This window comes from Paenibacillus urinalis (genome assembly GCF_028747985.1).
Lineage (GTDB): Bacteria > Bacillota > Bacilli > Paenibacillales > Paenibacillaceae > Paenibacillus > Paenibacillus urinalis.
The window spans coordinates 4,249,037-4,261,984 of the sequence record NZ_CP118108.1 but is presented as its reverse complement, the minus strand read 5'-3'; the positions used below and the strand labels follow the sequence as shown (position 1 = coordinate 4,261,984).

11 protein-coding genes and 2 riboswitches are annotated in these 12,948 nt (G+C 46.0%); of the genes, 5 read left to right on the top strand and 6 right to left on the bottom strand.

Features of this window, described 5'->3' with window-relative positions; translation table 11 throughout:
* The first annotated feature begins 11 nt into the window (after window positions 1–11).
* From PUW25_RS19650 to PUW25_RS19635, 4 genes are all read left to right on the top strand, one after another.
* On the top strand, window positions 12–287 hold the full coding sequence (locus PUW25_RS19650) for an HPr family phosphocarrier protein (RefSeq protein ID WP_047913273.1): 276 nt from the start codon (window positions 12–14) through the stop codon (window positions 285–287).
* The gene (ptsP, locus tag PUW25_RS19645) at window positions 280–1,992 is read left to right on the top strand and encodes a phosphoenolpyruvate--protein phosphotransferase (protein WP_047913272.1); all 1,713 of its coding nucleotides are present in this window, start codon (window positions 280–282) and stop codon (window positions 1,990–1,992) included. Before PUW25_RS19650 ends, ptsP begins: the two co-directional genes overlap by 8 nt.
* A 321-nt stretch (window positions 1,993–2,313) precedes the next feature.
* Window positions 2,314–2,844, top strand: a complete 531-nt coding sequence (locus tag PUW25_RS19640) for a GNAT family N-acetyltransferase (protein WP_047913271.1) — start codon at window positions 2,314–2,316, stop codon at window positions 2,842–2,844.
* Window positions 2,845–2,933: 89 nt separating this feature from the next.
* On the top strand, window positions 2,934–5,222 hold the full coding sequence (locus tag PUW25_RS19635; RefSeq protein WP_205054842.1) for a preprotein translocase subunit SecA: 2,289 nt from the start codon (window positions 2,934–2,936) through the stop codon (window positions 5,220–5,222).
* A 152-nt stretch (window positions 5,223–5,374) separates the two neighbouring features.
* On the opposite strand, the gene PUW25_RS19630 is transcribed toward PUW25_RS19635, so the two are convergent.
* The 5 genes from PUW25_RS19630 to gcvT form a co-directional block, all read right to left on the bottom strand.
* The gene (locus tag PUW25_RS19630; RefSeq protein ID WP_081872853.1) at window positions 5,375–6,229 is read right to left on the bottom strand and encodes an IS3 family transposase; all 855 of its coding nucleotides are present in this window, start codon (window positions 6,227–6,229) and stop codon (window positions 5,375–5,377) included.
* A gap of 20 nt (window positions 6,230–6,249) precedes the next feature.
* Window positions 6,250–6,939, bottom strand: coding sequence for a helix-turn-helix domain-containing protein (locus PUW25_RS19625; protein ID WP_047914513.1), 690 nt, complete (start codon window positions 6,937–6,939; stop codon window positions 6,250–6,252).
* 149 nt (window positions 6,940–7,088) lie between these two features.
* Window positions 7,089–8,573 (bottom strand): aminomethyl-transferring glycine dehydrogenase subunit GcvPB, encoded by a 1,485-nt coding sequence (gene gcvPB / locus PUW25_RS19620; protein WP_047913349.1) that lies wholly within the window; start codon window positions 8,571–8,573, stop codon window positions 7,089–7,091.
* Window positions 8,574–8,620: 47 nt separating this feature from the next.
* Window positions 8,621–9,973, bottom strand: coding sequence for an aminomethyl-transferring glycine dehydrogenase subunit GcvPA (gcvPA, locus tag PUW25_RS19615; protein WP_047913269.1), 1,353 nt, complete (start codon window positions 9,971–9,973; stop codon window positions 8,621–8,623).
* Window positions 9,973–11,106, bottom strand: a complete 1,134-nt coding sequence (gcvT, locus tag PUW25_RS19610) for a glycine cleavage system aminomethyltransferase GcvT (protein ID WP_274338432.1) — start codon at window positions 11,104–11,106, stop codon at window positions 9,973–9,975. The genes gcvPA and gcvT overlap by 1 nt, the downstream gene beginning before the upstream one ends.
* Window positions 11,107–11,276: 170 nt before the next feature.
* Window positions 11,277–11,401, bottom strand: a riboswitch (glycine riboswitch).
* A 1-nt stretch (window position 11,402) separates the two neighbouring features.
* Window positions 11,403–11,544: riboswitch (glycine riboswitch) on the bottom strand.
* A gap of 235 nt (window positions 11,545–11,779) precedes the next feature.
* Between gcvT and gcvH the strand changes: the two genes are divergently transcribed.
* Window positions 11,780–12,172 carry a glycine cleavage system protein GcvH gene (gene gcvH, locus PUW25_RS19605; protein WP_047913267.1) on the top strand — a complete coding sequence of 131 codons (393 nt, stop codon included), beginning with the start codon at window positions 11,780–11,782 and terminating at the stop codon, window positions 12,170–12,172.
* 176 nt (window positions 12,173–12,348) lie between these two features.
* Here gcvH and PUW25_RS19600 read toward each other — a convergent pair whose 3' ends face one another.
* Window positions 12,349–12,861 (bottom strand): hypothetical protein, encoded by a 513-nt coding sequence (locus tag PUW25_RS19600; protein ID WP_274337436.1) that lies wholly within the window; start codon window positions 12,859–12,861, stop codon window positions 12,349–12,351.
* Window positions 12,862–12,948 lie beyond the last annotated feature (87 nt).

Sequence of the window (12,948 nt, the reverse complement as noted above, 5' to 3'; positions counted from 1 at the left end):
GGATGAAAACTATGCAACAAACATTCAGAATTACTGACGAAGATGGAATCCATGCACGCCCTGCAACAGCACTTGTAAACACAGCTAATAAATTTAAAGGTGCTGAGTCTTTTGCAGAAGCGAAAGGCAAAAAAGTAACATTGAAATCCATTCTGGGTGTTCTCTCCCTTGGTCTTGAAAAAGGCGACACAATCAGCATCATCGTTGAAGGCGAAGGAGAAGCACAAGCGATTCAAGCCCTGACAGACGTGATGGTTAACGAAGGGCTGGGCGAAGTTCATGCCTAATGTTTCCGGGATTGCTGCCTCGGCGGGTATTGCCATTGCCCGGGCGTTTATCTTGGAGCACCCTGATTACTCTGTAGAAAAACGCTCGATCACCGACGTTGATGCGGAGATTGCTAAACTGGAAGCGGCTTTGGAGAAATCCGAAGCCGAGCTCCAGGCAATCAAAGCACGTACCTTGCAAGAATTGGGTGAGAAAAAAGCAGAAATTTTTGAATCTCACTTGCTGATATTGAATGACCCAGAACTTATTGATCCTGTTAAATCGAAAATTTCGGATGAAAAAGTAAACGCTGAATTCGCTCTTGAAGAGACAGCTGCTACATTCATTCAAATGTTTGAAAATATGAAGAGTGCATATCTTCAAGAACGTGCAGCTGACATGCGCGACGTTACAAAACGTGTGCTTGGTCACTTGCTTGGATTACAAGTGGTCAATCCGGCAGAGATCAGTGAAGAAGTGATCGTACTTGCTGAGGATTTGACTCCATCCGATACAGCACAACTGAACCGTAAATACGTGCTTGGCTTTGCTACCAATATCGGTGGTCGTACTTCTCACTCCGCAATTATGGCCAGATCTCTTGAGATTCCTGCAGTCGTAGGAACGAAGGAAGTACTGACTCAAGCGAAGAATGGTGATCTAATCATCGTTGACGGCTTGGACGGACATGTACTGATTAATCCTGAGGATTCCGTTGTGGAAGAATACAAATCCAAGCAGGCTGCTTATGCTGCACAAGTTGCGGAATGGAGAAAACTGCGCGACGAGCCTACAGTTACGGTAGACGGCGTGCATGTTGAGCTTGCTGCAAACATTGGTACTCCTAATGATGTGGCGGGAGTGCTTGAGAACGGCGGAGAGGGCGTAGGTCTCTATCGTACAGAATTCCTGTACATGGGACGCGACAAGCTGCCATCTGAAGATGTGCAGTACAACGCCTACAAAACCGTTCTTGAGAAAATGGAAGGAAAACCCGTTGTCGTTCGTACGCTCGACATTGGTGGAGACAAGGAGCTTCCTTACCTTGATCTTCCAAAAGAAATGAATCCGTTCCTGGGCTTCCGTGCGGTTCGTCTATGCCTGGATCGTCAAGACATTTTCCGTACACAGCTTCGTGCCTTGCTTCGTGCGAGTGTACATGGCAACCTGCGTATTATGTTCCCGATGATTGCTACGCTTGGAGAATTCCGTGAAGCAAAAGCGATTCTTCTCGAAGAGAAGGAAAAGCTTGTAGCTGAAGGTACTCAAGTATCCGACAGCATTCAGCTTGGAATCATGGTTGAAATTCCTTCAACTGCGGTGCTTGCTGATCAATTTGCCAAGGAAGTGGACTTCTTCAGCATCGGTACAAACGATCTGATCCAGTACACAATGGCCGCTGACCGGATGAATGAACGCGTATCTTATCTGTACCAGCCTTATAACCCATCCATTCTTCGTTTGATTAAAATGGTCATTGATGCAGCGCATCGCGAAGGCCGTTGGGTTGGTATGTGCGGAGAGATGGCAGGGGATGCTACCGCAATTCCGCTGCTTCTGGGTCTTGGCCTGGATGAATTCAGCATGAGCGCAACTTCAATTCTGCCTGCACGCAGCCAGCTGACGAAGCTGTCTCAAGCAGACATGAAAGAGCTTGCTGCAAAAGCGCTGGATATGCAGACGGCTGAACAGGTAGTAGAGCTTGTTCAAAGCATCGAACAGTAATTTTTGATTTTCGGAAATTTTTGAAATCTCTATTTTCTAAATCAATTTCATAGATCATTAAGTTACAGGTATTATGAGATTGATTTCTAATTAATTCTTTATCTTTTCCAACACTTTCACGGTATTCGCTCCATGCGGATACCGTTTTTTTTATCTAATATCCCCTATACCACCATCCCATCCACTCTGTTTATCATGCATCCTCTTATTTGGTTTAAATCAATCTATACCTGGTGCCTGCTCCGTCTCTAAAATAGAATGAAATGGAGTGGTTACAGAAATTGTGAAATACATAGATATCATGATAATAAAGGAGATTCCATGTACAAAGATAAGGAAATTACGATCCGACCGATAGAACAGGGAGATTTGCCACGTTTATGGGAGCTGATCTACAAGGAAGAGAATCCGGAGTGGAAGCAGTGGGATGCACCTTACTTTGCTCATCATACAAAGAGCTGGGAAGAGTTTGCTGAGATGCAGGATAGCTGGATTGCATGCGATCATCGCTGGGTCATCACGACGCATGAAGAGATATGCGGCTTGGTTTCCTACTATTATGAGGATGAGCAGAAGAATTGGCTGGAGATGGGGATTGTGCTGCATCAGCCGAACAGCTGGAACAAGTTGGTGGGAACCAGAGCCTTAAGCTTATGGATCGATCATTTGTTTAATCATTTGCCTCTTGCTAGAGTGGGACTAACGACTTGGTCAGGGAACACCCGAATGATTCGGGTCGCTGAGAAGCTGGGGATGCAGATTGAAGGCCGTATCCGTAAGGTTAGATTCTATAATGGAAAGCACTATGATTCCATCCGGATGGGAATGCTGCGCGAAGAGTGGGAGATATGAGTTCGTAAATTCCAAAAATTGCTATTTTTAGCGGGCATGATTATACTTATCGATAGAATAGCTAATCCTATGAGGAGGATCCAATCCCAATGAATTTAGCCATTAAGATGATGCGAGAATTCAAAAACCGCGATACCCAAAATAAGCTGAAAAGCTATCAGGATAAAGTGGAACTCATAAGGAAATGGAATTTGGAAACATGGGACGATCAGCAGCTTCAAGTAGAATCACTCAGGTTGAGAACGAAAGCAAAATTGGGTATACCTTTGGACGAGCTGCTTGTGGATGCTTATGCGCTAGTCTGCGAGACGGCGAAGAGAACGCTTGGATTACAGCCCTACGATGTCCAGATAATAGGTGCAATCGCTCTGCATGAGGGCTATTTGATAGAGCAGCATACCGGCGAAGGAAAGACGCTTTCAGCTGTTATGCCTGCTTATCTAAATGCATTAACCGGTAAAGGCGTTCATGTGCTGACATTCAATGATTATTTGGCAAATCGGGATGCAGTGTGGATGGGACCGATCTATCGTCTTCTAGGGTTAACGGTAAGCTCAGTTCAAGCGGGTATGAGCTTCTCCGAGAAACGGGAAGCATACGCACAGGATATTACCTACGTTACGGCTAAAGAGGCAGGATTTGACTATTTGCGGGACACAATCGCACTGGATGAGGCGAATACTGTGCACCGTTCTTTCCACTATGTCATCGTTGACGAAGCGGATTCGCTTCTTCTCGATGAAGCAAGGGTACCGCTAGTCATTGCCGGAGAATCGGATTTTTTAAGTAGAGACGTTACTCGTTTCACAGAAGTAGCCAGGCAGCTCGAGCAAGATGAGCATTATGACTTCGATGAGTTCAAGCGGAATGTATATTTGAATGAAGCAGGCGCTGCGAAAGCGGAAGAGCTGCTCGGATGCGGCAATTTATATGAGAGCCATAATAGTCATATTTTATCTTCGTTAAATTGTGCGCTGCATGCAGAATATTTATTAGTAAAAGACGTCGATTACATCGTCCGGGACGGTGTAATTGAACAGATCGACGAATATACCGGCCGCGTGGCGGAGAACCGGCATCTGCCGGACGGGCTGCAAGCGGCGCTTGGGGCCAAAGAAGAGCTCGAACTCTTAGGCGGCGGGAAAATTCTTGGGACGATCACTCTCCAACACTTCCTTAGCCTTTATCCTAAGATTTGTGGAATGACGGCTACCGCGCATGCATCAGCCATGGAGTTCGAAGATATTTATGCATTGCAGGTTGTACAAATCCCGCCAAACCGTCCGAACATTCGAATTGATCAGCCGCATCGAATTTATACTCATAAAGAAGCCAAGCTTAAGGCACTTGTATATGAAATATCGTCCGTCCATAGGGAGGGACGCCCAATTCTAATTGGTACGTCAAGCGTCGAGGAGTCTGACATGCTGGCGAAGGCGCTGGCTGCTGCAAACGTACCTTGTCATGTTTTGAATGCGAAGAATGACGCTGAGGAAGCTGATGTTATCGCCAAAGCGGGAGAGATTGGTGCGGTGACCGTGTCTACGAATATGGCGGGACGCGGCGTCGATATTCGGCTCGGCGGGGGTAACCCCACGCAAGCAGAAGAAGTTGCTAAACTAGGCGGATTGTACGTGATTGGTACGCATGTGCACGAAAGTGTGCGGATCGACGACCAACTGCGCGGACGTTCCGGCCGCCAAGGGGACCCCGGAGGTTCGGTATTCTTCGTAAGCTTGGAGGATGAGTTGATGCTGCGGTTCGGCATTGATAAAGCAATTCGTGTTCCAAAGCAGGATGAGGCTCTCGATGATCCTGTGCTTCGTAACAAAATTACACATATCCAGCGTGTTATTATGGGGCAAAACTTTGATATCCAAAAGGAACTGAATTCATATTCGGATATGGTGGAGGATCAGCGGCGAATTCTGTTCGAGGAGCGGCTCCGAATTTTAAAAGGGGAGAAGTCAATGAGTCCTTCGGAACAGCGAGTTCGGCTTTTTTATATCGATCAGTTTTGGGCTGAACATCTGTCATACGTTTCGTACATTCGAGAAGGCATCCACCTAGAGAGCATTGCTAGCCGCAATCCGATTGACGAGTTTCATGCCCAAATCTCCGAAGCATATGAACAAATTCCGGCTAAAGTAAATCGCGAGACTGAGAATATGCTTATAAAACTTGAAGGTTCAAATGATCCGGCAGAATGGGAGAGGTTCGGACTAATGAGTCCTACTTCCACTCGGACTTATATTATTAACGATCAATACAGTCAGAATAAGCGCAGCTCATGGAGCACCACGACGATAATGGCTTATTATATCCGTAAAATCATGAGGCGGATATTGTGGCCGGTACATAAGCTGCCAAAATTGTGATGCAGCTTTCTTAAAGCTAAATTCTTTTTATACAAAATAAAGAGGTGCCCCTAAGTCAATATGAAGTGCCCCCTGTCAAGTGGACAGTGTAAAAAAACAAAAATAGTTTATCTAGATCCCTCAGTTTGTTTAACGGAACTGAGGGATCTTCCTTATGCAACTCGCCTGTATTCGTTGGGTGACAGACCCTCTAAACGTTCTGTATAGCGATGGTTATTGTAATAGCGAATATAATTGCTAACATCTTTCAGGACGTCTTCATAGGTATCATGCTTTGTAAGATAATAACTTTCCGATTTATAAGTACCCCAAAAGCGCTCAATAGGTTGGTTGTCCAAGCATCGGCTCACACGAGACATGCTTTTCATAAATCCATACTTTAGTTGGAGCCGATTATACTCGTGGGACGTGTACTGGAAACCTCTGTCGCTGTGTAGGAGTGGGGTTACACCGGGATTCTTCTCATAAGCCTGCTTCAGCGTATCCACCACGAGTTTAGTGTTGTTGGAATGGCTTAATACCCATGAAACAATGGAGTTATCATATACATCGATAATGGCGCTTAAATAGGCTTTGCGGCCATTTCCATACTTCAGTTCTGTCACATCTGTACACCACTTTGTATTTGGAGACTGGGCCTCAAAGTTACGATTCATTACATTTTCAACGACATGGGTCTCTGGGGCTTTCATATAGCTTGGTCGTTTCTTACGAATGACTGCTTTGAGGCCAAGCGCACGCATAATTCGGTAATAGCGCTTTTTGTTGTACTGCTTTTTGAGCTTTCGGTTTAATTGAGTACGCATTTGGCGGTAGCCAAGTATTCCGTTTCGCTTGTCATAACGAAGCTTTACTTCTTTGGCTAGCACTTGAATTTCAAGTTCCTTGGTAGATGGCGTCCAACCTAACCACTTGTAATAGGCAGATCGAGCAACCCCTGCTAACGCACACAACTTCTTAATTGCGTAACCTTTTTCTTTGTTCAGTTCTTGAATCGCTTGATACAAGTTTACTTGTCGAACAAGGGTTAGCGTGTATTTCGTCGCTTGATCTCCGCCAACTTTTTTGCGAAGGCATTCTCCATCTCCAGGTATTCGTTTCGAGCTTCTAATTCCTTGATCCGCAGCTTGAGACGTTCATGCTCATCCAGTTCCTCTACAGGCTTCTTTCGACCGCGATTGTCCTTAAGAGCATCTTCACTGCCTGCTTGATACTTCCGAACCCAGGCATACACTTGCTGATAAGATACACCGTACTTTTCGATGGCTTTCTGATAATCCAAACCATTAGCGATTGTATATTGCGCAATTTCAATACGTTCCTCGTAAGTTGTTTTACGTCCTTTGTTCATTTGAGATAGTCCTCTTCCTTTAAGAGTAGGTTTTAATTCTATCTCCTTAGTATACTTGTTAATCCATTTCCGCAACACACTGTTGCTGGAAATACGATGCTTCCTTGTCGCCTCTTCAAGGGAGCAATGTCCAGATAACACATCCTGAACAGCAGCAATTTTCAATTCCCTTGAATACGTTTTCCATGTTCTCGATTCCCCCAATCCATCCAAACCATCTGCTCTGTATTTTCTTATCCACTCTCTAACTGTGTGGGAACTAACCCCTAGTTGTCTCGCTTCATAGTTTGGATTTGACCTGTGCTCCAGGCATCGCTGTATGGCATGCAGTTTCGTTTCAATTGAAGTTGAACTTCTTCTAGACATAGAAATACTCCCATCGTTGTAGTAGTAGAAGTTTTTATTTTTTCTACTGTCTACTATGATGGGAGCATATCAATATGACGCTTCGGACACCTCTTGTTTATTTTAATTTACGTTCCAATATATCAAGCCGATGCTAACTACATATCGAATTAGCTGCAAGCGCAGTTAAGGACAGGCTTACGTGCAGCTGTCGTTTCATCCAAACGAGTCACCGGTGTACCGTATGGAGCATTAAGCACGAGCTCAGGATTCTCCTCGGCTTCCTTGGCAATGCGGATCATCGTGTCGATGAAGCCGTCGAGTGTTTCTTTGCTTTCGGTTTCTGTCGGTTCAATCATGATGCATTCTTCCACGTTCAGTGGGAAGTAGATCGTTGGCGGATGATAGCCGAAATCTAGCAGGCGTTTGGCCACATCAAGTGTACGTACACCATACTGCTTCAAGCCTTTGCCCGACATAACGAATTCATGTTTACATACACCAGGATATGGAACTTCGTAATAGGGCTCAAGACGTTTCATCATGTAGTTGGCATTAAGCACTGCATACTCGGAAACTTGACGCAGTCCAACCGGACCATAGGTACGGATATAGGCATACGCACGGACAAGAATGCCGAAGTTACCATAATAAGCTTTAACACGGCCGATGGATTGCCCTACTTCACGATCCAAGTAGAATGTTCCTTCTTCTGTACGTTTCACGTGTGGTTTCGGAAGGAACGGCACGAGCAGCTTCTTCACGCCGACCGGACCAGCACCCGGACCGCCGCCGCCATGAGGAGTACTCATCGTTTTATGCAGATTCAAGTGGACCACGTCAAAGCCCATATCGCCGGGACGAGCAATACCCATAATCGCGTTGGAGTTAGCTCCATCGTAATACAGAAGACCGCCGGCATCATGCACGATCTTGGCAATTTCCACAATTTGTTTCTCGAACAGACCGAGTGTATTCGGGTTCGTCAGCATGAGTGCGGCTGTATCATTACCTACAGCTGCACGCAGCTCATCCAGATCGACCAGTCCCTCAGCAGTTGAAGGAATCGTCACCGTCTCAAAGCCTGCCACTGTCGCACTGGCCGGGTTCGTACCATGGGAAGAGTCAGGTACGATGACCTTGGTACGAACTTCACCGCGGCTCTCATGATAAGCACGAATCATCATCAGTCCTGTCCACTCACCATGCGCACCGGCTGCCGGCTGAAGCGTCACTTCGTCCATTCCAGTAAGACCTGCGAGGTCGGATTGGAGCTGATACAGCAGCTCAAGTGCTCCCTGTACACTTTCTTCCGGCTGATAAGGGTGAATCTTGGCAAATCCGGTATAACGGGCGACATCCTCGTTTATCTTCGGATTGTATTTCATCGTACAAGAACCCAGCGGATAGAAGCCGTTATCTACACCAAAGTTACGGCGGGACAAGCTTGTATAGTGGCGAACGACATCCACTTCATATACTTCTGGCAATGCAGCTGCTTCCTTACGCAAAAATCCAGAAGGAATGAGCTCAGCCTGACTGACCTGAGGTACATCAAGCTCGGGCAAGGAGTATGCGACGCGACCTGGTTTGCTCAGTTCAAAAATCAGCTTCTGCTCAGGAGCCTCTGATCCAGCTGTTCTTGCAAAATCCAGTTCTGCTGTCTCGTTCTGAACCTGTGGTTTCTCTGCTTCAATCTTACTCACAGCAATCCCTCCAATACCGCTTTGAATTCATCGATTTCTTCTTTGCTCCGGCGTTCTGTAACGGCAATCAGCATATGACCGCTTAGTTCCGGGTATTCACGTCCCAAATCATATCCACCGATAAATCCTGCAGCGAGCAGCTTGCTCTGTACATCTTCCATGCTCGTATGGTCCGGCAGCTTAATCACAAATTCGTTAAATGTCGGTGAAGTGAAAGGAGTGCTTACCCCCTCAATAGAAGCTAATGTCTGCTTGGCATAATGACTCTTCTGCAAATTAAGCTCCGATACATCAAGCATGCCTTGTTTGCCGAGCAGCGACATATAGACCGATGCACTTAGTGCAAGCAGAGCCTGGTTGGAACAAATATTGGAGGTCGCTTTTTCGCGGCGGATATGCTGTTCACGAGCCTGCAGAGTAAGCACAAAGCCTCGTCTGCCATAACGATCCGTCGTTTGACCGACAATTCGTCCAGGAATTCTGCGCATGTGGGCCTGGGATACAGCAAAGTATCCACAAGTAGGGCCGCCATAGGAGCCTGCAATTCCTAACGGCTGAGCATCACCAACAACGATATCTGCACCAAGCTTACCCGGAGCTTCCAGAAGTCCGAGTGAAATTGGATTCGCACTGACGATAAGAAGTCCTTTATTGGGATGGATCAGATCAGCTGCCGCCTGAATATCTTCTACACTGCCGAAGAAGTTCGGGCTTTGAATCATCACTGCGGCTGTATCCTCACTGATTGCAGCTGCGAGTGCTTCCATATCAGTGACACCATTCTTATAGCCAATCTCTACGATTTCAAGATTCAGACCATGTGCGTAACTGGCAAGCACCTGACGGGATTCCGGATGCACGGTACTCGATACGACCAGCTTCTTACGACGAGTCGCACTTGCGGCCAGATTGCCGGCCTCTGCAAAAGCGGTTGCACCATCATACATACTGGCATTGGCTACAGCCATTCCGGTAAGCTCGCAGATATAGGATTGGAATTCAAAAATGGCCTGCAGCTCGCCTTGGCTGATCTCGGGCTGATAGGGTGTATAAGCGGTATAGAATTCGGAGCGGGAAATGACATGGTTAATGACAGAAGGTACATGATGGTCATAGATACCTGCACCGAGAAAGCTTGGATGTGTATCTGCGTTCACATTGCGTCCGGCAAGACGGGACATATGACGTGTGAGTGCATATTCGTCCAGCTTAGATGAAACAGGGAGTTCGCCTTTAAAGCGGATTTCTTCAGGAATGTCGGAGAAAAGATCCTCTATCGTTTCAGCTCCGATTGCTGCCAGCATTTCCGCCTGATCTTGTTCCGTCATCGGAAGATAACGATTTGTCATTACGAATTCGCTCCTTTTGCCGCTTGGGCTGTAGGTTTTGGTCTTCTATAAAATGGGGTTTTGATCACTTCTGCCTGGAGGCGTTTCCCCCGGATTTCGACTTCAACAGTGGTACCTGGTTCTGTAAACCGGATATCCAGCAGTGCAAGACCCAGATTGCGTTTGAGGGTAGGTGACTGGGTACCTGTGGTTACCTCACCGATTTGTTCTTCGTCTGCAAAGACCGGATAATGAGATCGCGGAATACCGCGGTCTGTAATCTCAATCCCGACGAGCTTGCGGGTCAGGCCTTCCTCTTTTTGCTTCAGCAGTGCATCCCGACCGATAAAGTCACCAGCTGCCAGCTTCACGAACATCCCGAGACCGGCTTCAAGCGGTGTAATCGTTGCTGAGAGCTCCTGTCCATATAACGGAAGCTTAGCTTCAAATCGAAGTGTATCTCTCGCACCAAGCCCGATAGGAAGCAACCCTTCATCTTCCCCTGCGGCCATAAGTGCAAGCCATACTTGCTGTGCGTCATCAGTACTGACATAAATTTCGAATCCATCCTCACCGGTATATCCCGTGCGCGATAGAATAACGCTGCTGCCGCTCACTTCTGCACCGTCGACAAAACGGAAAGACCCCAGCTCAGCAAGATTCACATCGGTTACTTTGGATAATATAGCTTCAGCCTTTGGACCTTGCAGTGCGAGCAGAGCGGTCGCATCCGATTCATTGACCATCTGTACGTTCTCCGGCAGATGCTCTTGCAGCCATGCCCAATCCTTATCAATATTGGATGCATTCACAACGAGCATGAACAACTGATCGCTGCGCTTGTAGACAAGTAAATCGTCCACAACACCACCGGTTGGGTAGCACATAAGTGTGTATTGTGCCTGACCAATTTCGAGCAGGGATATGTCATTGCTCAGCATTCCTTGCAGGAAGTCGGCTGCATTCTCGCCTTCTACTCGAAATTCACCCATATGGGATACATCGAACAATCCAGCCTGCTGTCTAACAGCCTCATGTTCTTTCTGGATTCCGCTGAAGGAAACCGGGAGCTCCCAGCCTCCAAAATCAATACAGCGTACATTTGGATATTGTTCATAAAGAGGGAAAAGCGGTGTTCTCAATAATTGGGACATAATTTTCACCTCGTCAAAAGCCGGCTTCCGGCTGTAGTTAGATAGAAGGAATGAAGAAGAATAATTAGAATAAAAAATTTAGGAAAAGGGAAAAAGGGCTATTGGAAAATGGAAAAAGAAAAGGACAGGCCAAAGAAAAATACACGCAAATAAAGCATGTGTTCTTCTTAGGCTCTGTCCTTGGTACCTGAGAGTTACCCCGTATGCTGCTCACGAGTTTCCCCTTGGGTGATCCTTTTATTAACAACGTTCGCTTCTAGTAGCAGGCGAACGGTTATGGATGCTCTCCAGAGTCGCGTCCGGTAAAAGTCCTTTTGCCTGAGAGATTCACCCTTTGCTTATCAATGGGCTTACTCCTTCGGCGTTACCATGCGGATAATGTCTCTGCTCAGAAGCTCAGAACAAGAATCCTGCGGTAATCTCTCCCTTTACGTTCAACCGCTTAATGAGCTAGAATGTTCGGAAATAGCGAACTCTTCCGCTCAATCTAACGCTTATACTACATTAATACGTGATTAAATCCGAAAAGTCAAGGAGTATATCCATAAAACATATTTTTTGTTAGCATTCTTGACATTGTGATGAGGATTGTTTTACGCTATGGGTGGAAAAAGGGCAGGAACCAGAGAAGAAACACAATTCTAACTTTTGAAAAAGCGAGGCTGACGAGATCATGAGCGAAGTAATTAACGGTTTGTTGTATAGTGAAGAGCATGAATGGGTTCAAACGTTAGAAGGAGATACGGTTCGTATCGGAATTACTGAATTTGCTCAGCATCAGCTGGGTGATATTGTGTTTGTGGAGCTGCCTGAAGTAGGAACGGACATTAATAGTGATGATAGTATTGGTACGATTGAATCGGTTAAGACGGTATCTGATTTGTTTGCACCGGTAAGCGGTACGATCGTTAGTGTGAATGAGAAGCTTCAAGACGAACCGGAGCTTGTGAATGCTTCACCCTATGGCGATGGCTGGATGATTGAAGTGAAGCTGAGTGGAGATTACAAGGCGGCACTTGCTAAACTGCTGGATGCCGATGCTTATCGTGCACATACTGAAGAGTAACAAGATATTATTTAATATATGACGTAATGATTTAAATTGTTTGAGCTGATCTTCCTGTCTAAAAGGGAGGTCAGCTCTTTTTATATAACGAAGCTTATAATCAATAGTCATAACGCATCATCGCTGTAGTGTCTATTGTGGAAAAAAATGTTTCTCGTGGAACGAATCTCATGGGGTTAATTAATTTTGTAGAAGCCATCATGATCTTGTACGATGTGAACAGAAGCAGACCCCGCAGCTGAATTCGAGTAAAGAGCTTGGCTCGTTACCGTGATGGTCGTTTCGCTTACGGGTGGAGATGCAAGAGGGGACCAATAAATGGTGCTGGGCTGTTTCACCTCAAGGGATGTACCCGATGACCTCACCTCATTGCCCGTCAAACCTTCCATAACCAGAAGTTTTCCTGAGGAAGCTGTAACGGTTAGCGGAAATGTATTGTTTTCTTCCGTTATTTCGATGGGGAATCCAGGAACACTGCTCATCACCATAGCATATTTATCAAGCGGAAATGTAATTTGAAGCGAGCTGTATTGATCGGACTCTGTCGAAATGCTTGCAGATGGAGATATAGCAGAAGGTACATTGGGCCACAGAAAAAACGCTGAGGCAAGAAGGATGAAAGAGGCAGTAACATAAGTGTTTTTGACTTTAGAGGGTGAGTGTGTTCTCATTACTTGCGTTTTCATCATGATAACCTCCCAGAAAGTTTAAGTATATATTCAATATAACGTTCACTAGCTGCAAAGGTTGTAACAAAATCTAATCTATTGGATGCA